This is a genomic window from Pseudomonas solani, from assembly GCF_026072635.1.
Taxonomy (GTDB): domain Bacteria; phylum Pseudomonadota; class Gammaproteobacteria; order Pseudomonadales; family Pseudomonadaceae; genus Metapseudomonas; species Metapseudomonas solani.
The window spans coordinates 2,125,404-2,147,739 of sequence record NZ_AP023081.1; the positions used below are offsets into that span (position 1 = coordinate 2,125,404).

21 protein-coding genes are annotated in these 22,336 nt (G+C 66.8%); 5 read left to right on the forward strand and 16 right to left on the reverse strand.

All coding sequences use genetic code 11. The features are described from left to right. Positions 1-65 precede the first annotated feature (65 nt). The 3 genes from prfH to PSm6_RS09510 form a co-directional block, all read right to left on the reverse strand. A complete protein-coding gene (gene prfH / locus PSm6_RS09500; protein WP_021222312.1) occupies positions 66-680 on the reverse strand; it encodes a peptide chain release factor H in 615 nt (204 codons plus the stop codon). Beyond that, positions 680-1,816: an RNA ligase RtcB family protein gene (locus PSm6_RS09505; protein WP_043243051.1), complete on the reverse strand. Its 1,137-nt coding sequence runs from the start codon at positions 1,814-1,816 to the stop codon at positions 680-682. Before PSm6_RS09505 ends, prfH begins: the two co-directional genes overlap by 1 nt. Positions 1,817-2,045: 229 nt before the next feature. Continuing rightward, positions 2,046-2,297, reverse strand: a complete 252-nt coding sequence (locus PSm6_RS09510) for a hypothetical protein (protein WP_021222314.1) — start codon at positions 2,295-2,297, stop codon at positions 2,046-2,048. Positions 2,298-2,389: 92 nt separating this feature from the next. On the opposite strand from PSm6_RS09510, the gene PSm6_RS09515 reads away from it, so the two are divergent. Then, the gene (locus PSm6_RS09515) at positions 2,390-3,163 is read left to right on the forward strand and encodes an AraC family transcriptional regulator (RefSeq protein ID WP_021222315.1); all 774 of its coding nucleotides are present in this window, start codon (positions 2,390-2,392) and stop codon (positions 3,161-3,163) included. Here the strand turns inward: PSm6_RS09515 and PSm6_RS09520 are convergent. From PSm6_RS09520 to PSm6_RS09550, 7 genes are all read right to left on the reverse strand, one after another. Next, complete coding sequence (locus PSm6_RS09520; RefSeq protein WP_021222316.1) at positions 3,160-4,059, reverse strand: peptidoglycan DD-metalloendopeptidase family protein; 900 nt, start codon at positions 4,057-4,059, stop codon at positions 3,160-3,162. The two genes, PSm6_RS09515 and PSm6_RS09520, sit on opposite strands and share 4 nt — an antisense overlap. A gap of 103 nt (positions 4,060-4,162) precedes the next feature. Continuing rightward, positions 4,163-5,065: a response regulator gene (locus PSm6_RS09525; RefSeq protein WP_021222317.1), complete on the reverse strand. Its 903-nt coding sequence runs from the start codon at positions 5,063-5,065 to the stop codon at positions 4,163-4,165. A 626-nt stretch (positions 5,066-5,691) separates the two neighbouring features. Continuing rightward, positions 5,692-6,441 carry a phosphate signaling complex protein PhoU gene (gene phoU, locus PSm6_RS09530; protein WP_021222318.1) on the reverse strand — a complete coding sequence of 250 codons (750 nt, stop codon included), beginning with the start codon at positions 6,439-6,441 and terminating at the stop codon, positions 5,692-5,694. Between the two features lie 113 nt (positions 6,442-6,554). Beyond that, the gene (pstB, locus tag PSm6_RS09535; RefSeq protein ID WP_021222319.1) at positions 6,555-7,388 is read right to left on the reverse strand and encodes a phosphate ABC transporter ATP-binding protein PstB; all 834 of its coding nucleotides are present in this window, start codon (positions 7,386-7,388) and stop codon (positions 6,555-6,557) included. 81 nt (positions 7,389-7,469) lie between these two features. Continuing rightward, on the reverse strand, positions 7,470-9,086 hold the full coding sequence (gene pstA / locus PSm6_RS09540) for a phosphate ABC transporter permease PstA (protein WP_021222320.1): 1,617 nt from the start codon (positions 9,084-9,086) through the stop codon (positions 7,470-7,472). Between the two features lie 67 nt (positions 9,087-9,153). Continuing rightward, complete coding sequence (locus PSm6_RS09545) at positions 9,154-11,442, reverse strand: ABC transporter permease subunit (RefSeq protein WP_031288860.1); 2,289 nt, start codon at positions 11,440-11,442, stop codon at positions 9,154-9,156. 169 nt (positions 11,443-11,611) lie between these two features. Beyond that, the gene (locus PSm6_RS09550) at positions 11,612-12,583 is read right to left on the reverse strand and encodes a phosphate ABC transporter substrate-binding protein PstS (RefSeq protein ID WP_021222322.1); all 972 of its coding nucleotides are present in this window, start codon (positions 12,581-12,583) and stop codon (positions 11,612-11,614) included. Between the two features lie 156 nt (positions 12,584-12,739). Here PSm6_RS09550 and PSm6_RS09555 point away from each other — a divergent pair, with 156 nt between their 5' ends. Next, positions 12,740-14,047, forward strand: coding sequence for a PQQ-dependent sugar dehydrogenase (locus PSm6_RS09555; RefSeq protein WP_265170115.1), 1,308 nt, complete (start codon positions 12,740-12,742; stop codon positions 14,045-14,047). A gap of 73 nt (positions 14,048-14,120) precedes the next feature. On the opposite strand, the gene PSm6_RS09560 is transcribed toward PSm6_RS09555, so the two are convergent. Beyond that, positions 14,121-15,407, reverse strand: a complete 1,287-nt coding sequence (locus PSm6_RS09560) for an MFS transporter (protein WP_021222324.1) — start codon at positions 15,405-15,407, stop codon at positions 14,121-14,123. Between the two features lie 289 nt (positions 15,408-15,696). On the opposite strand from PSm6_RS09560, the gene PSm6_RS09565 reads away from it, so the two are divergent. After that, positions 15,697-16,104 (forward strand): acyl-CoA thioesterase, encoded by a 408-nt coding sequence (locus tag PSm6_RS09565; RefSeq protein WP_021222325.1) that lies wholly within the window; start codon positions 15,697-15,699, stop codon positions 16,102-16,104. A 144-nt stretch (positions 16,105-16,248) separates the two neighbouring features. Continuing rightward, positions 16,249-17,163, forward strand: coding sequence for a D-hexose-6-phosphate mutarotase (locus PSm6_RS09570; protein WP_265170116.1), 915 nt, complete (start codon positions 16,249-16,251; stop codon positions 17,161-17,163). A 158-nt stretch (positions 17,164-17,321) separates the two neighbouring features. Here PSm6_RS09570 and PSm6_RS09575 read toward each other — a convergent pair whose 3' ends face one another. The 4 genes from PSm6_RS09575 to purE form a co-directional block, all read right to left on the reverse strand. Then, complete coding sequence (locus PSm6_RS09575) at positions 17,322-17,867, reverse strand: DUF3299 domain-containing protein (protein ID WP_263403880.1); 546 nt, start codon at positions 17,865-17,867, stop codon at positions 17,322-17,324. Between the two features lie 224 nt (positions 17,868-18,091). After that, the gene (locus PSm6_RS09580) at positions 18,092-18,340 is read right to left on the reverse strand and encodes a GlsB/YeaQ/YmgE family stress response membrane protein (RefSeq protein ID WP_021220950.1); all 249 of its coding nucleotides are present in this window, start codon (positions 18,338-18,340) and stop codon (positions 18,092-18,094) included. A 75-nt stretch (positions 18,341-18,415) separates the two neighbouring features. Further along, the gene (locus tag PSm6_RS09585) at positions 18,416-19,498 is read right to left on the reverse strand and encodes a 5-(carboxyamino)imidazole ribonucleotide synthase (RefSeq protein ID WP_021220951.1); all 1,083 of its coding nucleotides are present in this window, start codon (positions 19,496-19,498) and stop codon (positions 18,416-18,418) included. Between the two features lie 3 nt (positions 19,499-19,501). After that, entirely contained in the window at positions 19,502-19,993 is a 492-nt protein-coding gene (purE, locus tag PSm6_RS09590) for a 5-(carboxyamino)imidazole ribonucleotide mutase (protein WP_021220952.1), read from the reverse strand. Positions 19,994-20,226: 233 nt separating this feature from the next. Here purE and adhP point away from each other — a divergent pair, with 233 nt between their 5' ends. Continuing rightward, positions 20,227-21,249 (forward strand): alcohol dehydrogenase AdhP, encoded by a 1,023-nt coding sequence (gene adhP / locus PSm6_RS09595; protein WP_021220953.1) that lies wholly within the window; start codon positions 20,227-20,229, stop codon positions 21,247-21,249. 20 nt (positions 21,250-21,269) lie between these two features. On the opposite strand, the gene PSm6_RS09600 is transcribed toward adhP, so the two are convergent. Continuing rightward, the gene (locus PSm6_RS09600; protein WP_021220954.1) at positions 21,270-22,190 is read right to left on the reverse strand and encodes a LysR substrate-binding domain-containing protein; all 921 of its coding nucleotides are present in this window, start codon (positions 22,188-22,190) and stop codon (positions 21,270-21,272) included. Positions 22,191-22,336: the final 146 nt, after the last annotated feature.

The window sequence follows — 22,336 nt, forward strand, 5'->3', positions numbered from 1 at the left end:
ATCGCCAGCTGAAATGAAGAACGGGGCCGAATGGCCCCGTTTTTTGTGGGTGGGTAGAAGCCGGCTCACACCGGTTCGAAGCGTTCGCCTCGAAAGCAGCGCACCGGGTTGCCCCGTTCCACCCGGTGGTGGAACAGGCGTCGCTCGGCGCGCAGGGCGTCGTCGGCCTGTTCGGCGCGTTGTGCCAGGCGCTGGCCGATGAGCAGCGTGGCCAGGCGCTTGTTGGCGTGCTGGCTGCGTTCGCTCTGCACCTTGACGCTGATGCCGCTGGCCAGGTGGGTGGCGCGCACCGCCGAGTCGGTGGTGTTGACGTGCTGGCCGCCCGGGCCCGAGGAGCGCAGGGCTTCGAAGCGGATCTCACCTTCCAGGCTGGCCGGTGGCGCGGCGAACCGCGCACCGCCGAAGAACCAGTTCTTGCGCCCGTGGTTGGGCCGGTAGGGGCTGGGGCAGGTCCATTGCAGGGAGCCTTCCCAGTGCCCGGCCAGCTCGTCCGCACGCGCGCCGTCCAGGGCCAGGAGCACGGAGTCGAGCGTGCCGCGACGGGCGCCCTCCTCCCGCTCCAGCACCTGGGCCTGCACATCCAGCGTGGCGGCTTCGTCCAGCAGCCGGTGCAGCGCCTTGGCCACCGCCAGGGCGCATTCGTCCGGCCCCTGGGCCGCCGAGAGTTGCAGAAGGATCATCAGCAGCAGCCTCCCTTGGTCTTGTAGGTGAGCACCGGCTTGAGCCGCGCCAGTACCCGCACCAGGCCGGCCTCGCGCAGGGCGCCGACCACCGAATCGATGGCCTTGTAGGCTTCCGGCGCTTCCTCGTAGATCAGCGCACGGTCGGCGCAGATCACCCGGCTGCCCAGGGCGGTGCGTTCCAGTTGCTCGACGCTGTAGCGCTTGGCGAGGCGGTCCTTGCACTCGCTGCGCATCCACTTGCGCCCAGCGCCGTGGGCCAGCGAGAGCAGGCTGCGCTCGTCGGCCACCGGTGCCACCAGGTAGCTGTAGTCGCCCCGGGAGCCGGGGATGACCATCACGCCCTGGTCCGCCGGCGTGGCGCCCTTGCGGTGCAGCCAGCCGTCGACGCCGCCGATGGTCGCGGCGGAGACGAGGTTGTGGTTCACGTCCAGCAGTTGCTCGCCGTCGGCACGCAGGCGTTCCAGCATGCGTCGGGCGATCAGTTGCCGGTTGGCCTCGGCGAAGCGCAAAGCGCCGTCGTGGCGGGCCAGGTAGTGCTCGGCGTCTGCGCTGCCGGCTTCCAGGCCGGCGTGGCTGAAGCGGTCCACCTGCTCGCGCAGGATGGCTTCGCCCAGGCCACGGGAGCCGCTGTGCACCAGCAGGAGCAGGTGCTTGCGGTCGACGCCCAGGGCCGCCAGGGCCGCGTCGTCATAGGCTTCGTCGAGCTGCTGCAGCTCGGCGAAGTGGTTGCCACCGCCGATGGTGCCCAGGGAACGCTCGTGCCCGCAGGGCGGCAGGCCGAAGGCGGCGATCGCCTCCTGCCAGCTGTCGTCCAGCGGTGCGTCGAGGGAGCCCAGGCGCTTCTCCAGCTTGTCCAGGTGCAGCTTGGCGACCGGAATGTCGGTGCGCCAGAAGGCCATGCCGCAGCCGATGTCGTTGCCCACCAGCGCCGGGTAGAAGCGGCCGCTGGAGAAGAACGCGGCGCCCACCGGGTAGCCACGTCCCGGGTGCAGGTCCGGCATGCCGGCCACCCGTTGCATGCCCGGCAGGCGGGCGGTGGTTTCAAGTTGCTGGATCGCCTTTCCTTCGATCCAGGTGTCGTCCGCGGCGATCAGGGTGATGCCGTCGGACAAATTGCGAATGCAAGTGCCCATAGTCCAATCCAAATGGGTTGAAACGAAAAATGCTTGGATTTGGCAGGTCTGGGTCGGGCAGTGCGGAACCGTCGCGAAGAAGGACGGAAGAAGCGATTAAGCCAGGCGCGACCTGCAAAGGGTGATCAGTGTTTGCATGATGGACCTCCTTTTGCTGTCGGTTGAGGGGAGAAGAAGGCGCGAATCCTAGGCCGATCCGCGCCGCTGCGCAATCCCCGTCATGCACGACTCATGATTGACCGCACAAAGCCCGCAGGGCCGGGTCGCGCACCTGCAGCAGCTCGAACAGCCCCAGCGCCTGCAGCGCCGGCAGGGCGGCCAGCACCTCCCGTTCGGCAGCGGCGCGCTGCTGCGCCGGGGTGGCCGGGTCGCACCAGCACCGGGCGTTGATCAGGAAGGCGCCCACCGTGCCCTTGCGCACGCGGGTGCCGTTGAAGTCACGGTGGTCGAGATGATCGGGGAGCAGGTCTTCGGCACGCATGGCGGTGTCCTCCTGTGGATGAGGGCCCACTCTGCGGCCGGGGACTTGGCTAAACTGCCTTATCCATGCCGTTCGATAACGTGAAATTGCCAATGTCGCAGCCCCTGGTTTCACCCACCCTCGCCCAGGCAGGCGGCGGCCCGCTGCTGGTCGCGGCGTGGCAGCACAGCCCCCTCGAGCGCCAGACCGCCCTCCATTGCCACGCCCGTGGCCAGCTGCTCGGCGCTGGGCAGGGCCTGCTGTCGGTGACGGCGGCCGACAGCCACTGGGTGGTCCCGGCCACCCATGCGGTGTGGGTGCCGCCGGGTTGCGAGCATGCCCTGCGTTCCCACGGGCCCTTCGATGGCTGGAGCGTCTATGTGGCGCCGCAGGCGTGCCGGGAATTGCCGCAGGCGCCCCGGATCATCGCCACCTCGGGCCTGCTGCGGGAGGCGGTGCGGCGTGCGACGGACTGGGGCGAGGGGCCGCTGGATGCACGGCAGCTGCGCATCGCCGGGGTGATCCTCGACGAGCTGCTGGGCCTGCCGGAAGAACCCTTCGGCCTGCCGCTGCCGACGGACCCGCGCCTGCGGCGCATCTGCCAGGCACTGGCCGATGAGCTGGCGGACAACCGCAGCCTGGAGGCCTGGGCGCAATGGGCGGGGATGTCGTCCCGGACCCTGGCCCGGCGCTTCGTCGAGGAGACGGGCTTCGCCTTCGGCCAGTGGCGCCAGCGCGCACGCCTGCTGCGGGCCCTGGAGCGCCTGGCGGCGGGCGATGCGGTGACACGGGTGGCGCTGGAGCTGGGCTATGACAACGTCAGTGCGTTCATCGCCATGTTCCGGCGCCACTTCGGGGTGACGCCGGGTCGCTACTTCGCGCGCTAGTCGTCGCCGCCCACGGCGAAGTTGGGCAGGGAGTCCACCGGCTGGGCGAACTTGAAGGGGATGGATTCCAGCGCCAGGCCGACGTTGCGCTGGATGACGAAATGCAGGTGCGGGCCGGTACTGTTGCCGGTGTTGCCGGAACGGCCGATCTGCTCGCCGATGGCCACGCGCTGGCCCTCCTGGACCCTCACCGAGCCACGCATCAGGTGCAGGTAGACGCCCATGGTGCCGTCGTTGTGGAGGATGCGCACGAAGTTGCCGGAGGGGTTGTTGCCCCGGCCGCTCTGCTGGTTTTCGATCTTCACCACCATGCCCGGGCGGGCGGCGACGATGGGCGTGCCTTCGGGCATGGCCACGTCCTGGGCGTAGCGGCCCTTGGGGGTGAAGTGGCTGTACTGGCCGTTGGCACCCTGGGTGAGGCGGAACGGGCCACCGAGCCAGGGCAGCGGGTAGTTGTAGAGCGAAGGCTGCTGCCGCGGGTCGCCCAGGGCGTAGCGCAGGCGCGGCTTGTAGCGCATGGCCTTGCTGGAGTCGGCCGGGGCCAGGGTGGCGAGGCGGATCTTGCTGCGCGGCGGCAGCACCCAGCGGATGGGCTTGTCCGGCGCGCCCACGGCGTTGCTGACGTTGCTCAGGCTCAGCTCCACTTCCACCGGCGCGTAGAGGTCGTTGCGCACCAGCAGGGTTTCGCCGGCATCGTGCTTCTGGGTTTCCAGCTTCACCGAGAGGTCCAGGCGCTCGACCATGCGATCACGGAAGACGAACACCTGCGCGCCCGCGACGGCCTTGTCGGTGTAGGTGACCACGCCGTTGGCATCGGTGTACTTGTAGATGGTCAGCGCGCACGCCGGCAGGGCTGCCGCCAGCGAACCGCAGAGAAGAAGAATGCGCCCTAGCATGACTGCATGGATCTAGTGGTTATGGGTATCCCGGAGCTGGCAAGCCTAGCAGCGCCGCCGACACCACGCGAGGCGCCGGCCGTCGGGCTGTGACGGGGTTGGCTCAGGCGCCGGGTACGAAATGTTTCTGCGCCGAGCCACGGGCGATCAGGCGAGAAAGGTAGTCGAGCTTCTGCGGGTCGCGGTCGACGAAGCGGAAGGTCAGCTGCAGCCATTCGCTGTCGGGCTTGGGCTCCAGGGCCGCCACCGAGTGCAGGTAGCCGTTGAGGCGCGCCACCTCGCCGCCTTCGCCCTGCTCCAGGTCGAGCACGGCGCTTTCCAGCACCTGGGGCAGCGGCTCGCCACGCTTCACCACCAGGTGGGCGTCCTTGAGGCTGATGGTCTTGATCACGCAGGAGAGCACGCCGCTGGGCAGGCGCAGCTGCGCCTGGCCACGACCGCCCGGTGCCTGGCCGGCGGCCTTGGCCGACGGGGTCGGTGCAGCCGGCTTGGCAGCAGCCTTGGGTGCCGCGGCGGGCTTGACCACCTCGGCCTTGCCGCCGGTGAGGGCGGCCAGGGAATCATTGGCGAAGCCGCCGCTGCTGAGCATCTTCGGCGGCGCGCCGGCGGCCAGGGCTTCGAGCTTGCCGGCGCGGGCCAGCTGCTTCTTCACCTTGGTCACCAGCTGGTCGTTGGAGAAGGGCTTGCCGATGTAGTCGGAGACGCCGGCCTGGATGGCCTGCACCACGTTCTCCTTGTCGCCACGGCTGGTGACCATGACGAAGGGCGTGGTCTTCAGCGTGTCCTGGGAGCGGCACCAGGTGAGCAGCTCGAGGCCGGACATCTCCGGCATCTCCCAATCGCAGAGGATCAGGTCGACGGCCGAACGCGCCAGCATCTGCTGGGCCTTGCGCCCGTTGATCGCTTCTTCGATCTGGATGCCGGGGAAGTGATCGCGCAGCCCCTTCTTCACCAGATCGCGAATGAAGGACGCATCGTCCACTACCAGCACTGTCACCTTGCTCATCGACCACTCCTCAGAGAACGGGCGTAAGCATAGCCTCGGCTGATAGCGCTTTGCCAAACTGAATGCGACATCGCGCACCCTTTCGGGTGAAAGGTGGTTTCCGGGATGGTGCCGGGGCATTGAAAGGCACGGGTTTCGTGAGGCTCGCGGAGCACGAAGACGTCGCGCACTCCGGACGTAGGGTGGATGACGCTCTTTTCATCCACCAAACGATGCCGCCGGAAAGCACATTGCGTTGGCGGCGCGTGGGGCACGTCCGGTGCACGCCGGTCACGCCGATTGGTGGATGGGAGAAGCGTCATCCACCCTACGCGAGGCCGTGCCAATGAGCTGTGGTTGGGCCCCCGTCGGTGATGCACCCTACGACACGCATTCATCCTGTCGAGTGCTCAGTTCGAATCGCCACAGGCAGAGTCGATGATTCATGACCACCGTCCCAAGGACTTGGCTTCCCACGTTCAAATGAATCCGCGCCCACAAAGGTGAGGCATGGGGCGCCACCGAGCGGGCGACGCTTCGCGAGCAGAGCTCGCTCCTACGGTGGGGATGGAGCAGGTGGGGAAGGTGGTTGGAGCCACCCACGAAAACGCCCGGCATGGCCGGGCGTTTTCCTGAAGCGGGGCGGGTCAGTTGGCGGGGGTGTCGCCACCCTTGTTGGCAGTGCCCTTCACTTCTTCCTGCATGCGCGCCAGGCCCATGTGGCGGACGTCGGTACCGCGCACCAGGTAGATCACCAGTTCGGCGATGTTGCGTGCGTGGTCGCCGATGCGCTCCAGGGAACGCAGGGCCCAGATGATGTTGAGCACGCGGCTGATGGCGCGCGGGTCTTCCATCATGTAGGTGACCAGCTCGCGCAGGGCGGTCTTGTACTCGCGGTCGATGGTCTTGTCGTACTGGGCCACGGACAGGGCCAGGTCGGCATCGAAGCGAGCGAAGGCGTCCAGCGACTCCTGCACCATGCGACGCACCTGGTCGCCGATGTGGCGGACTTCGACGTAGCCGCGCGGCGACACGCCTTCCTCGCAGAGCTGGATGGCGCGGCGGGCGATCTTCGAGGACTCGTCGCCGATGCGCTCCAGGTCGATCACCGACTTGGAGATGCTGATGATCAGGCGCAGGTCGGAGGCCGCCGGCTGGCGACGGGCGAGGATGCGTACGCACTCCTCGTCGATGTTGCGCTCCATCTGGTTGATCTGGTCGTCGATCTCGCGCACCTGCTGGGCCAGGCCCGAGTCGGCGTCGATCAGCGCGGTGACGGCGTCGTTGACCTGTTTCTCCACCAGGCCGCCCATCGCCAGGAGGTGGCTGCGCACGTCCTCCAGTTCGGCGTTGAACTGCTGGGAGATGTGATGGGTGAGGCTGTCTTTGTCGATCATGTTCGCTCCGCGAAAGCTGGAAGCTTGAAGCCAGAAGCTTGAAGCCTGTTTATCGGTGCCCGTCGTCCAACCTCCAGCTTCAAGCTTCCCGCTTCAAGCTGGCGTTCATGCGACTAGCCATAGCGACCGGTGATGTAGTCCTCGGTCTGCTTCTTGGCCGGGTTGGTGAACAGGGTATCGGTATCGCCGAATTCGATCAGCTTGCCCATGTACATGAACGCCGTGTAGTCGGAGACGCGCGCGGCCTGCTGCATGTTGTGGGTGACGATGACGATGGTGTACTTGCTCTTCAGCTCGTAGATCAGCTCTTCCACCTTGAGGGTGGAGATCGGGTCCAGGGCCGAGCAGGGTTCGTCGAGCAGCAGCACTTCGGGTTCGACCGCGATGGTGCGGGCGATGACCAGACGCTGTTGCTGGCCGCCGGAGAGGCCGAGGGCGGATTCGTGCAGGCGGTCCTTGACCTCTTCCCACAGCGCCGCGCCCTTGAGGGCCCATTCAACGGCTTCGTCGAGCACGCGCTTCTTGTTGATGCCCTGGATGCGCAGGCCGTAGACGACGTTCTCGTAGATGCTCTTGGGGAAGGGGTTCGGCTTCTGGAACACCATGCCGACGCGGCGGCGCAGCTCGGCCACTTCCTCGCCCTTGCGGTAGATGTTGTTGCCGTCGAGGCGGATCTCGCCATCGACGCGGCAGCCATCCACCAGGTCGTTCATGCGGTTGAAGCAGCGCAGCAGCGTGGACTTGCCGCAGCCGGACGGACCGATGAAGGCGGTCACGCGCTGTTTCGGGATGTTCATCTGCACGTCGTACAGGGCCTGCTTCTCGCCGTAGTACAGGTTGAGGCCGGGCACTTCGAGGGCAACGGTTTCCTCGGCCAGGCTCAGGCTCTGCTTGCTGCGGCCGAGGGCGGAAATGTTGACGCCGTGGCTATGGCTTTCGTGTTGCATGATTTCACTCCGTTCGTAGCGCCTGGCTACAAGCTTCAAGTTTCAAGCGGAGCGGCGTGTGGCACGCCGCTCGGGGCTAACTCAGTTGTCCAGCGCCTTGTACTTCTCGCGCAGGTGGTTGCGGATGGCGACGGCCGAGAGGTTCAGCAGCGCGATCACCAGCACCAGCAGCAGCGCGGTGGCGTACACCAGCGGGCGGGCGGCCTCTACGTTGGGGCTCTGGAAGCCGACGTCGTAGATGTGGAAGCCCAGGTGCATGATCTTCTGGTCGAGGTGCAGGTAGGGGTAGTTGCCATCCACCGGCAGGCTCGGGGCCAGCTTGACCACGCCCACCAGCATCAGCGGCGCCACTTCACCGGCGGCGCGGGCCACGGCGAGGATCAGGCCGGTCATCATGGCCGGGCTGGCCATCGGCAGGACAATCTTCCACAGGGTCTCGGCCTTGGTCGCGCCCAGGGCCAGGGAGCCCTCACGCACCGCACGGGGAATCCGCGCCAGGCCTTCCTCGGTGGCCACGATCACCACCGGCACCGCGAGGATGGCCAGGGTCAGCGAGGCCCAGAGCAGGCCCGGGGTGCCGAAGGTCGGCGCCGGGGCGGCTTCGGGGAAGAACAGGCGGTCGATGGAACCACCCAGTACGTAGACGAAGAAGCCCAGGCCGAACACGCCGTAGACGATGGCCGGGACACCGGCCAGGTTGTTCACGGCGATGCGGATGATGCGGGTGAGCACGCCCTGCTTGGCGTATTCGCGCAGGTAGATGGCCGCCACCACGCCGAAGGGGGTGACGATCACGGCCATGATCAGGGTCATCATCACGGTGCCGAAGATGGCCGGGAAGATACCGCCTTCGGTGTTGGCCTCACGGGGGTCGTCCGCCAGGAACTCCCACAGCTTGGCGAAGTAGAAGCCGATCTTCTGGAACACACCCATGGCGTTGGGCTGGTAGGCATGCACGATCTTGCCCAGGGTGATTTCCTGCTCCTGGCCACCGGCTTCGCGAACCACCACGCTGTCGCGGTTGAAGGCTTCGTGCAAGCCGCCCAGCTGGGCTTCGAGGCCCTTGTAGCGGGCATCCAGCTCGGCACGCGCAGCAGCCAGGTCGGCCTGGGCGGCGGCGTCCAGCTTGCCGTCCAGCTCCAGCTTGCGGCCATCCAGGCGCAGGCGTTCGAGGCCATGGTTGATGGCGCCGATGTCCTTCTTCTCCAGCTTGTAGAGCTGGGCGTAGAGGTCATCGACACGCTTCAGGCGCTTCTGCAGCTCGGCCATGGCGGCCTCGCCCTCGGCGACGACCTGGCCGTTCTCCTTGACGCTCACCAGGCGGCCGTAGAAGTTGCCCCACTCGCGGCGCTCCATGGCGATCAGCTCGGCGGGCTTCTTCTGGTCTTGCAACCATTCGCCCACCACCCAGGTGAAGTCGCTGCCGTAGACCTCGCGGTTGCCCACCTTGAGCAGCTCGCGGGTCATGAACTCGGGGCCTTCTTCGGGCACCGGCAGGCCAGCACCCTTGAGGCGCGCACGGGACACTTCTTCGATCTGCACCGCTTCGCCGATCAGCGCCTTGGGCGCCTGGCCCGGCACGCTGTACTGGGCTTCGATCAGGTCGGCCGGCCAGAAGTGGCCAAGACCGCGTACGGCGATCACCGACAGCAGGCCGATGGTCATGATGACGGCGATGGACACGGCGCCACCGCTCATCCACACACCTGGCGCGCCGCTCTTGAACCAGTATTTGAGGGAAACCTGTTTCACGGAATTCTCCACCTTAAAGCGAGGCGTATTTCTTGCGCAGGCGCTGACGGATCAGCTCTGCCAGGGTGTTCATCACGAAGGTGAACATCAGCAGCACCAGGGCCGCGAGGAACAGCACGCGGTAGTGCGAGCCACCCACTTCGGACTCCGGCATTTCCACCGCGACGTTGGCTGCCAGGGTGCGCATGCCTTCGAAGATGTTCACTTCCATCACCGGGGTGTTGCCGGTGGCCATCAGCACGATCATGGTCTCGCCCACTGCACGGCCGAGGCCGATCATCAGTGCCGAGAAGATGCCCGGGCTGGCGGTGAGGATCACTACGCGGGTCAGGGTCTGCCAGGGCGTGGCGCCCAGGGCCAGGGAACCGTAGGTGAGGCTGCGCGGCACGCTGAAGATGGCGTCTTCGGCGATGGAGAAGATGTTCGGGATCACCGCGAAGCCCATGGCCAGGCCGACGATCAGGGCGTTGCGCTGGTCGTAGGTGATGCCCAGGTCATTGCTGATCCACAGGCGCATGTCGCCACCGAAGAACCAGGCTTCCAGCAGCGGGCTCATACCCAGGGCGAACCAGCCCACCAGCAGCACCACGGGGATCAGGATCGCCGCCTCGAAACCGTCCGGCACGCGCAGGCGGATCGACTCCGGCAGGCGGCTCCAGAGGAAGCCGGCGAGCAGGATGCCGATCGGCGTCAGCAACAGCAGGCTGAAGATGCCCGGCAGGTGGCCTTCGACGTAGGGCGCCAGGAACAGGCCGGCGAAGAAGCCGAGGATCACCGTCGGCAGCGCTTCCATCAGCTCGATCACCGGCTTCACCTTGCGACGCATGGTCGGGGCCATGAAGTACGCGGTGTAGATGGCGGCGGCGATGGCCAGCGGAGCGGCCAGCAGCATGGCGTAGAAGGCGGCCTTGAGGGTGCCGAAGGTCAGCGGTGCCAGGCTCAGCTTGGGTTCGAAATCAGTGTTGGCGGCGGTGGATTGCCAGACGTACTTGGGTGCGTCGTAGCTTTCGTACCAGACCTTGCCCCACAGCGCGCTCCAGGAGACTTCCGGGTGCGGGTTGCGCAGGCTGAAGGGCAGCAGCTGGCCGCCCTCCTCGACTATCACGCGGTTGGCGCGGGGCGAGAAGGCCATCAGGCCGGCGCCGTCGGTGACCTGTTCGATCAGCAGGGTGCGCTCGGCGGTGCTGTGGAAGACGCCGAGCTTGCCGCTGGCATCCAGAGCCAGGAAGCCCTTGCGGCGCTCTTCGGGGGCGATCTGCACCACCGGTGCCTTGCCCAGCTGGAAGCTGCGGATGTGGGTCAGGCGGGCTTCGCCGTCGGCGCCACGGACCATGAACCACTGGCTCACGTCGCCCTTGGAGTCACCGATCATCAGCGAGATGCCGCCCAGCAGCAGGCCGCTGGCGGAGACTTCGCGATCGCCTTCCTCGAACAGCTTGTAACGGCCGTTGAGGCTCTTCTCGTGCAGGCTGAAGACGTCTACCTGGGCGCGGCCGTTGACCACGTAAAGCCATTGCAGGCGCGGGTCGACGTAGATCGCCTTGATCGGCTCGGTCATCTGCGGCAGGTCGATGGCGTTCTGCTCGACGGTGGTCTCGCCGGTCATCATGTTCTCTTCGCTGACCAGCTCCTGCACGTGCAGCTGGTTACCGGTGGAACCGGCCAGCAAAAGGGTCTCGTCGTTGTGGCTGACCGCCACATGCTCCAGGGCGCCGCCGGCCTGGTTCAGTACCAGGGGCTTGTCGCCGTAGGGGAAGTCGATCTGCGGGGTGATCACCCGTTTGTTGTCCGGGTAGGTCACCACGTAGCTGTGCTTGAACAGCAGCGCCTGGCCGTTGCTCAGGCCCAGGGCCACCAGCGGGCTGCCGGGCTGGTCCTGGCCGATGGAGGCAACGCTGACGCCAGCCGGCAGGGGCAGTTGGCTACGCTTGAGTTCGGCGCCGTCCTTGGTGGAGAAGAAGACCGCTTCACCCTTGTCGGAAACACGCATGCCGACCTGGTTCTGCTCCTCGATGGTCAGCAGCAGCGGCTTGCCGGCGTCCTGCTGGAGCCAGGCAGGGCTCTGCACCTTCTTCGCGGTCAGCTCGGCACCCTGGAACAGGGGCAGCACCACGTAGGCGAGGTAGAAGAAGATCAGGGTAATGGCCGCGAGAACGGCCAGGCCGCCCACCAGTACGTACCAGCGGGTCAGGTTGTCTTTCAACGCACGGATGCGGCGCTTGCGCTGCAGCGCCGGCGTGTTGAAATCGATGCGCGCGGGGGGATTCGTCGAGGTCATGGGGGAACTGGCCAGATCATTCATGGGCACACCCTAAAGCCTTCGTATGACAGAAAGATTACAGCGAGGTGACGCAACGAGGCCCACCCTGGGCATGGTGCCGGGGGCGGGCCTCCATGGCGGGGGTCTCCCGCCATCGTCGCGTCCTTGCGGGGCGGTCTGCTAAGCGACCGCCCCCTTCATCTGTCCTGGATTACAGGCCCAGATCCTTCAGTGCTTTTTCAGCGACCTTGGCCGGCAGCGGGATGTAGCCATCCTTCACCACGACCTGCTGGCCTTGTTGCGACAGGACCAGCTTCACGAACTCGGCTTCCAGCGGGGCCAGAGGCTTGTTCGGGGCCTTGTTGACGTAAACGTAGAGGAAGCGGGACAGCGGGTAGGTGCCGTTCAGGGCGTTCTGCTCGTTGTCTTCAACGAACTCGCCGCCTTCTTTCTTGGCCAGGGCCACGGTCTTCACGCTGGAAGTCTTGTAGCCGATGCCCGAGTAGCCGATGCCGTTGAGGGACTGGCTGATGGACTGGACGACGGAAGCCGAACCCGGCTGCTCGTTGACGTTGGCCTTGAAGTCGCCTTTGCACAGGGCTTCTTCCTTGAAGTAGCCGTAGGTGCCGGATACCGAGTTACGGCCGAACAGCTGAACCGGCTTGGCAGCCAGGTCACCGGTCACGCCCAGGTCGCCCCAGGTCTTGACGTCGCTCTTGCCACCGCACAGGCGGTTGGCGGAGAAGATGGCGTCAACCTGCTGCATGGTCAGGCCTTTGATGGGGTTGTCCTTGTGCACGAAGATCGCCAGGGCGTCGACGGCAACCGGAACAGCGGTCGGCTTGTAGCCGTACTTCTGTTCGAAGGCCTGCAGCTCGACGTCCTTCATCTTGCGGCTCATCGGGCCCAGGTTGGCGGTGCCTTCGGTCAGAGCCGGCGGCGCGGTGGAAGAACCGGCGGCCTGGATCTGGATGTTCACGTTCGGGTATTCACGCTTGTAGGCTTCAGCCCACAGAGTCATCAGGTTGGCCAGGGTGTCCGAACCAACGCTGGAGAGGTTGCCGGATACGCCAGTGGTCTTGGTGTAGGACGGGATGGACGGGTCGACAGCGGCAACCGCGCTGGCGGTCGCAACGCCGGCGGCGACGAAAGTCAGGGCCGCCATCAAACGCTTCAGTTTCATGCCTTGCTCCTAGCAAAGGATCGGGTTGGATGAATCGGGGGCCAGTATCTGCAGGCCGTATGAACACTCTATGAACCGAATATGACAATTGGATGAATGGCCATCATGGCTGTCCAACTCTGCTTGAATGAGCCCGCACCCCTCAGGAGAACGCCCATGCACCCCCTACGACTGATGCCCCTGGCGGTCCTCGTCGCCGCCTGCTCGGCCTGCGGCGACAAGGCCAGCCTGGAGGTGAGCGACGGCACCGGCGCCAACCCGACGCTGCCGCCGCCGAACAAGACCCTGCTGCCCACGGTGAACGTGGCCCCGGCCAAGGGCTGGGCCGAAGGTGGCCAGCCCAGCGCCACCGCCGGCACCGAGGTGAAGGCCTTTGCCGCTGGCCTGGACCACCCGCGCTGGCTCTACCTGCTGCCCAATGGCGATGTGCTGGTGGCCGAGAGCAACGCCCCGGCTTCCGGTGAAGGCTTCAGCCTCAAGGGCTGGATCGCCGGCAAGGTGATGGAGAAGGCCGGCGCCCGCACCCCCAGCGCCGACCGCATCACCCTGCTGCGCGACACCGACGGCGACGGCGTGGCCGACCTGAAGACGCCCTTCCTGGAGAACCTCCACTCGCCCTTCGGCATGGCCCTGGTGGGTGGCGACTTCTATATCGCCAACGCCGACGCCCTGGTGCGCGTGCCCTACGAGGAAGGCCAGACGCGCATCGAGGCCACGCCGCAGAAGGTCACCGACCTGCCGGCAGGCATCAACCACCACTGGACCAAGAACGTCATCGCCAGCCGCGACGGTAGCAAGCTGTATGTCACCGTCGGCTCCAACAGCAACGTCGGCGAGAACGGCCTGGAGATGGAAGAAGGCCGCGCGGCGATCTGGGAAGTGGACCGCGCCAGCGGCAGCAAGCGCCTGTTCGCCAGCGGCCTGCGCAACCCCAACGGCCTGGCCTGGGAACCCGAGACCGGCACGCTGTGGACGGCGGTGAACGAACGCGACGAGATCGGCAGCGACCTGGTGCCCGACTACATCACCTCGGTGAAGGACGGCGGCTTCTACGGCTGGCCCTGGAGCTACTACGGCCAGCACGTCGACGAGCGCGTGCAGCCGGCCAACCCGGACATGGTCGCCAAGGCCCTGGTGCCCGACTACGCCCTGGGCCCGCACACCGCCTCCCTCGGCATCGCCTTCGGCAAGGGCGGCGCCCTGCCGGACTTCCAGAACGGCCTGTTCGTCGGCCAGCACGGCTCGTGGAACCGCAAGCCACACAGCGGCTACAAGGTGATCTTCGTGCCCTTCAAGGGCGGCAAGCCCAATGGTGAACCGGTGGACGTGCTCACCGGCTTCCTCGACGAGGACGGCAACGCCCTGGGCCGCCCGGTGGACGTGCTGCTCGACGCCCGCGGCGCCCTGCTGGTGACCGACGACGTCGGCAACAAGGTCTGGCGCGTGACCTCGACCATCAAGTGAGCAAAAGCACCGTAGGATGGGTAGAGCTCCGCGAAACCCATCACTGCGGAGCTCCCCACTGGGATGGAGCCGATCAGCGCTTCTTGCCGATCAGGTACAGACCAATGAACACCGCCAACCCGCACAGGGCCGCCACGTAGTAAGCCGGGCCCAGAGGGTCCCACTTCATCAGCAGCGAGACGATCATCGGCGTCAGGCCGCCGAAGATGGCGTAGGCCAGGTTGTAGGAGAACGACAGGCCGGAGAAACGCACCACCGGCGGGAAGGCCTTGACCATCACATAGGGCACGGCACCGATGGTGCCGACGAACAGACCGGTCAGCGCGTAGAGCGGGAACAGCCAGTCCGGGTGCGCCTGGAGGCTGGTGTAGAAGGTCCAGGAGCTGGCTGCCAGCAGCAGCCCACCCACCAGGAAGGTACGGCCCGCGCCGAAGCGGTCGGCGATGGCGCCCGAGGCGATGCAGCCAACCGTCAGGCAGACGATGGCCAGGCTGTTGGCCTTGAGCGCCGTGGCCGCCGCGAAGCCGTACACGGTCTGCAGCACGGTGGGGGTCATCAGGATGACGACCACGATGCCGGCCGACAGCACCCAGGTCAGCAGCATGCTGATGGCGATGGCGCCCCGGTGCTCGCGCAGCACCGCCTTGAGCGGCACCTCCTCGGCCAGTGCCTTGCGCTGCTGCAGCTCGGCGAACACCGGCGTCTCGTGCAGCCAGCGGCGCAGGTAGACGGAGAACAGGCCAAACACGCCGCCCACCAGGAAGGGAATGCGCCAGGCCCAGTCCTGCACTTCGACCGGGGTATAGATGCTGTTGATCAGGGTCGCCATCAGCGAACCCAGCAGGATGCCGAAGGTCAGGCCCGAGGTCAGGGTGCCGCAGGCGTAGCCGATGTGCCGCTCCGGCACGTGCTCGGCGACGAACACCCAGGCGCCGGGCACCTCGCCACCGATGGCCGCGCCCTGGATCACCCGCAGCAGCAGCAGGGCCAGGGGCGCCAGGATGCCGATCTGCTCGTAGGTGGGCAGCAGGCCCATGATCAGCGTCGGAACCGCCATCAGGAAGATGCTCAGGGTGAACATGCGCTTGCGCCCCAGCAGGTCGCCGAAGTGCGCCATGACGATGCCGCCCAGGGGCCGCGCCAGGTAGCCGGCGGCGAAGATGCCGAAGGTCTGCATCTGGCGCAGCCATTCGGGCATCTCGGCGGGGAAGAACAGCTTGCCCACCACCGCCGCGAAGAACACGAAGATGATGAAGTCGTAGAACTCGAGGGCGCCGCCCAGGGCGGACAGGGACAGGGTCTTGTAGTCGCTGCGGGTCAGTGGCCGCGCGGGAGCCTCGGAGGCGAGAACGGTGGACATGGGTGATCTCTTGTCAGTGCAGGCAGGGCATGCCCCGCTGCTGCGTTGGCGGCGGGTCGGTCCGCAAAATAGCAAAAAGCCGCCGAGCGCACACAATCTCTGACGTATGGGTGGTCAAAAGCGAAACCCGGCGGTCGTCGCCCGTCGCGGCGAGCTATATACTGCGCGCTGTTGCGCGCGGGCGACATGCAGTGGGTCGGCGGGCGCAGGGGGAATTTTGCAGGGCACCTTGCCCTTCCCCGTCCATAGACGCCATCCAAAGCAGCACAGGGGCAGAGGCACCCCAGGCATGATCGAGATCGAAGAAGAAGAAAACCTGACTCCCCAAGGCGACCTGGCCTTGCAGATCACCGCACTTCCCCGCGAAACCAACGGCTTCGGCGACATCTACGGCGGCTGGCTGGTCTCGCAGATGGACCTCGCCGGCACCGCCATGGCCAACAAGGTCGCCGGGGGCCGCGTTGCTACCGTCGCCATCGACCGCATGGCGTTCCTCGTCCCGGTCGCCGTGGGCGCCCAGCTCTCCTTCTATACCCAGGCACTGGAAATCGGCCGCAGCTCGATCCAGATGCTGGTCGAGGTATGGAGCGACGACCCGCTCTCCAGCGAATGGCGCAAGGTCACCGAGGCGGTCTTCGTCTTCGTCGCCATCGACGGCAGCGGTCGCACCCGCCCGGTTCCGCCGCGCCGCGGCTGAGCCCCGTCCCGAGGGGCGAGCGCACGCGCGAACGCCCCCTCCCCCGTTGATACCCTTCATGCATTCGCCGGTTTCGGGGGAACCCCGCCGGCCCGCCCCTGCCCAATGCAGACGGCAAACAGCCAAAGGCCCAGGAGCACCCGGATGAACAGCGAAAGCAAGGTTCCGCAGATCGAGCGGATCGACATGGATCAACTGCCCTGCTGGCGCCTGCGCACCGCCGATGCGGAACTGCTGGTAGCCCAGCAGGGCGCCCAGGTGCTCAGCTACCAGCGCAATGGCGAGGAGCCGCTGATCTGGCTCAGCGAGCAGGTGGCCTTCCAGCGCGGCCAATCGGTGCGCGGTGGCGTGCCGGTGTGCTGGCCCTGGTTCGGTGACCTGCAACGCAACCCCCAGGCGATCCAGGCCCATTACCAGGGCGACGCAGCGCCGGCCCATGGCGGCGTACGCAGCCTCGACTGGGAACTGGAAGGGGTGGAAGCCCTGGATGGCGTAGCGCGCCTGGTGCTGTCCTGGGACAGCCGTCGCACACCGCTGCCAGGCTGGAAGGGCGACGCCGAGCTGCGCCTGGAGATCCGCCTGGGCCAGCGCCTGCAACTGACCCTGGAAACCCGCAACCGCGGTGACGCGCCCCTGGCCCTGAGCCAGGCGCTGCACAGCTACTTCGCCGTCAGCGACATCCGCCAGGTGCGGGTGGAAGGCCTGGACGGCTGCGACTACATCGAAACCCTGGAAGGCTGGGAACGCCGCCAGCAGGTGGGCGAGGTGAGCTTCGGCGGCGAGACCGACCGCATCTACCTCGGCACCCCGGCACGCCTGGCCATCCGCGATGACGCCTGGCGCCGCCGGGTGCTGATCGAAGCCAGCGACTCGGCCTCGGCGGTGGTGTGGAACCCCTGGATCGACAAGGCCGCCCGCCTCTCCCAGTTCGCCGACGACGCCTGGCAGCGCATGCTCTGCATCGAAACCGCCCGGGTGCTCGACGACAGCCTGCTGCTGCAACCGGGCGCCCGCCACAGCATGGGCGTCAGCCTGTGGAGCGAAGCGCTTGGCGACTAAAGTCGCCCCTACCCAGGCTCGGACATGACCGCTGTGTAGGGTGGAGGTCGCTTTTTACCTCCACCAAGCGGAGTCGGTCACGGCACGTTGTGATGCCTCAGCTCCGCCTTGGCGGGTTTCACCCGCCCTACTCTGGGCAGGCCACCCAAACGCTCGCCTTACTGGATATCCTCATCCTCCACGACCCGCACCTCGCCCGCATCCAGCGCGTAGGCGGCATCGGCCAGGTCGTTGCTGACCTGCTCCACCTTGAGGGTGCCGGTGACCCAGAGCGGGGTGTAGATATCGTCGAGGGCGATGCCCTTGGGGTAGCGCACCAGCACGATCTGGTTCGGCGGCGGCGGCGGTACGTGGATGCAGGCGCCCGGGTAGGGCACCAGGAAGAACAGCGTGCCGCGCCCCTTGGCGTCGGTCTCCAGCGGTACCGGGTAGCCGCCGATGCGGATCTTCTGGCCATTGAGCTTGGCCACCGTCTTCGCCGAATACATCACCGCCGGCAGGTCCTTGTCCTGCTGCTTGAGGCCGCCCTTGTTGTTGAAGGTGCCGTCCGCCTCCGGGGTGTCGTGGCTGATTTCCGGCATCTCCTCCAGGGCCTTGCGGTCCTCGGCGGGCATCAGTTCCAGCCAATCGGTTTCCGGCATGTCCAGCCGGGCATGGGCCAGGGTGCTGCACAGCAGCAGGGAGAGAAGCAGGGCACGGCGCATCGAACAGGACTCACGTAAAGAAACAGGCGCCAAGACTAGCAGGCTGTTGAAAAACTAACTGCGTTGCCGCTGCGGCGTTGAAAACGCCCTCGTGCGCGAGTCCGATCAAAATGCTCATTTACCCAAGTAAACTGCGCTTTCTCGGCCGTTTTCGCCTTGCATCGGCTGCCTCGTCTACGTTTTTCAACGGCCTCCCAGCGGCGCCCGTTTCCGGTTCCCAGCCCTCAGTCGCTCTTCTTGATCAGGCCGTAGATCACCAGCAGCACGATGGCACCCACCACCGCACCGATGAAGCCCGCGCCTTCGCCAGCCTGGTAGATGCCCAGGGCCTGACCGCCATAGGTCGCGGCGACGGAGCCGCCGATGCCCAGCAGGATGGTCCAGATCCAGCCCATGCTGTCGTCGCCGGGTTTGAGGAAGCGCGCGACCAGACCGACGATCAGGCCGATGAAGATGGTTCCGATGAGCCCCATGGCATTTACTCCTGAATGAAAAAAGGGCGTGTCCGTGGACACGCCCTTTTTCAGACTGAGCGCAGCGGCAGGGGTTCAGCCGGCGATCAGTGCCTCGACCGCGGCGATCTGCCGATCGAGGGTGGCGCGATCAGCGCAGCGCAGGGTGGCATGGCCGACCTTGCGCCCGGCCTTGAACGCCTTGCCGTAATGGTGCAGGTGACAGTCGGCGACGGCGATCACCTGGTCCACGGCCGGCACTTCGCCGATGAAGTTGAGCATGGCGCTCTCCCCCAGCTTGGCGGTGGAGCCCAGGGGCAGGCCGGCGACGGCACGCAGGTGGTTCTCGAACTGGCTGCACTCGGCGCCTTCGATGGTCCAGTGCCCGGAGTTGTGCACGCGCGGGGCGATTTCGTTGGCCTTCAGGCCGCCGTCCACCTCGAAGAACTCGAAGGCCAGCACGCCGACGTAGTCCAGCTTCTGCAGCACGCGACCGACGTAATCCTCGGCCAGGGCCTGCAGCGGATGGTCGGTGCTGGCGATGGACAGGCGCAGGATGCCGTTGTCGTGGGTGTTGTGCACCAGCGGGTAGAAGCGCGTCTCGCCGTCACGGGCACGCACCGCCACCAGGGACACTTCGCCGGTGAAGGGCACGAAGCCTTCGAGGATGCAGGGCACGCTGCCCAGCTCGGCGAAGGCGCCGGTCACGTCCTCGGGCTTGCGCAGGACCTTCTGGCCCTTGCCGTCGTAGCCCAGGGTGCGGGTCTTCATCACCGCCGGCAGGCCGATGGCGGCCACGGCGGCGTGCAGGTCCGCCTGGGACTGGATGTCGGCGAACGCGGGCGTCGGGATGCCCAGGTCCTTGAACATCGACTTCTCGAACCAGCGGTCACGGGCGATGCGCAGGGCATTGGCCGAGGGATAGACCGGCACGAACTGGGAGAGGAAGGCCACGGTCTCGGCCGGCACGCTCTCGAACTCGAAGGTCACCAGGTCCACTTCGTCCGCCAGCTGGCGCAGGTGGTCCTGGTCGCCGTAGTCGGCGCGGATGTGTTCACCAAGGGCCTGGGCGCATGCGTCCGGGGCCGGGTCGAGGAAGGCGAAGTCCATGCCCAGCGGGGTGCCCGCCAGGGCCATCATGCGGCCGAGCTGGCCGCCGCCGATCACGCCGATCTTCATCTGTCAGGCCTCACGCGGGTCCGGGTTGTCGAGCACCGAGCGGGTCTGCTCGTCGCGGAAGGCCTTCAGCGCCGCGTGGTACTGCGGGTGCTGGTGGCCGAGGATGCTGGCGGCCAGCAGGGCGGCATTCACCGCACCGGCCTTGCCGATGGCCAGGGTGGCAACCGGGATGCCCGCCGGCATCTGCACGATGGAAAGCAGCGAGTCGACGCCCGAGAGCATGGACGACTGCACCGGCACGCCGAGCACCGGCAGGTGGGTCTTGGCCGCGCACATGCCCGGCAGGTGGGCGGCGCCGCCGGCACCGGCGATGATCACCTGGATGCCACGGGCCTCGGCCTCATCGGCGTACTGGAACAGCAGGTCCGGAGTGCGGTGCGCGGAAACCACCTTCACCTCGAAGGGGATGCCCAGCTTTTCCAGCATCTCGGCGGTGTGGCTGAGGGTGCTCCAATCGGATTTGGAGCCCATGATCACGCCTACCAGTGCGCTCATCGTCGTGCCTCATCAAGAGTCGAAAAACCAACAAGCCACGCATATGGCGTGGCTTGTCTGCGATGTGGGCCGGCGTGCGCTGCCGGCCGAAGGCCGCGCAGTATAACGCAAAGCCCGGCCTTGCCTACCGTCCGTCCAGCGGCTTGCCAAGGCGCCCGGAAATTGCCCTGGAGCAAGGGTCGGGCGGGCGTAAGGGTGCACACTCCAGGCTCCTTTTTCAGGAGGTGCATGCCATGAACCAGACCATGAAAGCCGCCGTCGTCCACGCCTTCGGCGAACCGCTGCGGATCGAAGAGGTGAAGGTGCCGCTGCCCGGCCCCGGCCAGATCCTGGTGAAGATCGAAGCCTCGGGCGTCTGCCACACCGACCTGCACGCCGCCGAGGGCGACTGGCCGGTGAAGCCCGCCCTGCCCTTCATCCCCGGCCACGAAGGCGTCGGCTACGTGGCGGCGGTGGGCGCCGGGGTCACCCGGGTCAAGGAAGGCGACCGCGTCGGCGTGCCCTGGCTGTACACCGCCTGCGGCTGCTGCGAACACTGCCTGACCGGCTGGGAAACCCTCTGCGAGGGCCAGCAGAACACCGGCTACTCGGTGAACGGCGGCTATGCCGAGTACGTGCTCGCCGACCCCAACTACGTGGGCGTGCTGCCGAAGAACGTCGGCTTCGCCGAGATCGCGCCGATCCTCTGCGCGGGTGTCACGGTCTATAAAGGCCTCAAGGTCACCGGCGCGCGCCCCGGCCAGTGGGTGGCCATCTCCGGTATCGGCGGCCTGGGCCATGTGGCCGTACAGTACGCCCGCGCCATGGGCCTGCACGTGGCGGCCATCGACGTCGACGACGCCAAGCTGGAACTGGCCCGCAAGCTGGGCGCCAGCCTCACGGTCAACGCCCGCAACGAGAACCCGGCCGAGGTGATCCAGCGCGACATCGGCGGCGCCCACGGCGTGCTGGTCACCGCGGTGTCCAACAGCGCCTTCGGCCAGGCCATCGGCATGGCCCGTCGCGGCGGCACCGTGGCCCTGGTGGGCCTGCCGCCGGGCGACTTCCCCACGCCGATCTTCGACGTGGTACTCAAGGCCATCAGCATCACCGGCTCCATCGTCGGCACCCGTGCGGACCTGCAGGAAGCCCTGGATTTCGCCGGCGAAGGCCTGGTGCACTCCACCTTCAGCACCGACAGCCTGGACAACATCAACGCCATCCTCGACCGCATGCGCGCCGGGCAGATCGAAGGCCGCGTGGTCCTGCAGATGTAGCCCCGCCAACCGGCCCCGGCTCAGGCCGGGGTCGTCCCCTCGCTGCCCGCCCCGCCTTCCAGCTTGCGCCATAGCAGGCGGATCGCCGCCTTGCGCACCAGCGCGCAGCGGTACAGGCGGATTTCCAGCGGCACATGCCACTGCGACCCGCCACACACCGCCAGCTCACCCCGCGCCAGCTCCGCCTGGGCACTGAAGCGCGGCACCCAGGCCACGCCCATGCCCTGCAACGCCATGCTCTTGAGGCTGTCGGCCATGGCCGTCTCATAGACGGTGGTGGAGCGCAGCGCCCGCTGGCGCAGCAGCAGGTTCACCGAACGCCCGAGGAAGGCCCCGGCGGTGTAGGCCAGCAGCGGCACGCTCTGCCCGTTCTCCAGGCTGTAGAGCGGTTCGCCATTCGCATCCACCGCGCACACCGGCAGCATCTCGGTGCTGCCCAGGTGCATGGAGGGGAAGATTTCCGGGTCCATCTGCAGGGAGGCGTCCGGATCGTAGAAGGCCAGGATCAGGTCGCAGCTGCCCTCGCGCAGGGAATGCACGGCATCGCCGACGTTGGTGGCGATCAGGCGGCTAGCGATGTTCAAGCCCTCGCCGCGCAGCCGCGCGATCCACTGCGGGAAGAAGCCCAGCGCCAGGGAGTGGGCGGCGGCGAACTGCAGCACCTCGCCCTGCTGGCCTTCCAGGTGGTGCAGGTGGCGCACCACCTCGCCCATCTGCTCGACCATGCTGCGCGCCGTGACCAGGAACAGCTGGCCCGACTCGGTCAGTTCGATGGGCGTGCGCGAGCGGTTCACCAGGGTCAGCCCCAGGGCCGACTCCAGGCTGCGGATGCGCCGGCTGAAGGCCGGCTGGGTGACGAAGCGCTTCTCCGCCGCCTGGGAAAAGCTGCGGGTGGCGGCCAGGGCGACGAAGTCCTCCAGCCATTTGGTTTCCAGGTTCATCTCGATCCCCTTGCCCGATTTTGGTGCACACGCTTCCCGAACGAAGCGGGTCACGGCCGCATTATGCCGTTTATGCATGACCCAGCGGATAACAGCATTGGTCGACGAACGGCTGGAAGCTTAGTCTATTGGGCATCGCGGCACTG

Excerpts from the sequence above, each read along its gene's own strand:
- PSm6_RS09555 (WP_265170115.1), top strand. The coding sequence starts at position 12,740 with ATGCACCCCCTACGACTGATGCCCCTGGCGGTCCTCGTCGCCGCCTGC.
- PSm6_RS09545 (WP_031288860.1), bottom strand. The coding sequence starts at position 11,442 with ATGAATGATCTGGCCAGTTCCCCCATGACCTCGACGAATCCCCCCGCG.
- PSm6_RS09570 (WP_265170116.1), top strand. The coding sequence starts at position 16,249 with ATGAACAGCGAAAGCAAGGTTCCGCAGATCGAGCGGATCGACATGGAT.
- adhP (WP_021220953.1), top strand. The coding sequence starts at position 20,227 with ATGAACCAGACCATGAAAGCCGCCGTCGTCCACGCCTTCGGCGAACCG.
- PSm6_RS09505 (WP_043243051.1), bottom strand. The coding sequence starts at position 1,816 with ATGGGCACTTGCATTCGCAATTTGTCCGACGGCATCACCCTGATCGCC.
- prfH (WP_021222312.1), bottom strand. The coding sequence starts at position 680 with ATGATCCTTCTGCAACTCTCGGCGGCCCAGGGGCCGGACGAATGCGCC.
- PSm6_RS09520 (WP_021222316.1), bottom strand. The coding sequence starts at position 4,059 with ATGCTAGGGCGCATTCTTCTTCTCTGCGGTTCGCTGGCGGCAGCCCTG.
- PSm6_RS09575 (WP_263403880.1), bottom strand. The coding sequence starts at position 17,867 with ATGCGCCGTGCCCTGCTTCTCTCCCTGCTGCTGTGCAGCACCCTGGCC.
- PSm6_RS09560 (WP_021222324.1), bottom strand. The coding sequence starts at position 15,407 with ATGTCCACCGTTCTCGCCTCCGAGGCTCCCGCGCGGCCACTGACCCGC.
- PSm6_RS09550 (WP_021222322.1), bottom strand. The coding sequence starts at position 12,583 with ATGAAACTGAAGCGTTTGATGGCGGCCCTGACTTTCGTCGCCGCCGGC.
- phoU (WP_021222318.1), bottom strand. The coding sequence starts at position 6,441 with ATGATCGACAAAGACAGCCTCACCCATCACATCTCCCAGCAGTTCAAC.
- PSm6_RS09515 (WP_021222315.1), top strand. The coding sequence starts at position 2,390 with ATGTCGCAGCCCCTGGTTTCACCCACCCTCGCCCAGGCAGGCGGCGGC.
- PSm6_RS09585 (WP_021220951.1), bottom strand. The coding sequence starts at position 19,498 with ATGAAGATCGGCGTGATCGGCGGCGGCCAGCTCGGCCGCATGATGGCC.
- pstB (WP_021222319.1), bottom strand. The coding sequence starts at position 7,388 with ATGCAACACGAAAGCCATAGCCACGGCGTCAACATTTCCGCCCTCGGC.
- PSm6_RS09565 (WP_021222325.1), top strand. The coding sequence starts at position 15,697 with ATGATCGAGATCGAAGAAGAAGAAAACCTGACTCCCCAAGGCGACCTG.
- PSm6_RS09580 (WP_021220950.1), bottom strand. The coding sequence starts at position 18,340 with ATGGGGCTCATCGGAACCATCTTCATCGGCCTGATCGTCGGTCTGGTC.
- pstA (WP_021222320.1), bottom strand. The coding sequence starts at position 9,086 with ATGAGCGGTGGCGCCGTGTCCATCGCCGTCATCATGACCATCGGCCTG.
- PSm6_RS09525 (WP_021222317.1), bottom strand. The coding sequence starts at position 5,065 with ATGAGCAAGGTGACAGTGCTGGTAGTGGACGATGCGTCCTTCATTCGC.
- PSm6_RS09510 (WP_021222314.1), bottom strand. The coding sequence starts at position 2,297 with ATGCGTGCCGAAGACCTGCTCCCCGATCATCTCGACCACCGTGACTTC.
- purE (WP_021220952.1), bottom strand. The coding sequence starts at position 19,993 with ATGAGCGCACTGGTAGGCGTGATCATGGGCTCCAAATCCGATTGGAGC.
- PSm6_RS09600 (WP_021220954.1), bottom strand. The coding sequence starts at position 22,190 with ATGAACCTGGAAACCAAATGGCTGGAGGACTTCGTCGCCCTGGCCGCC.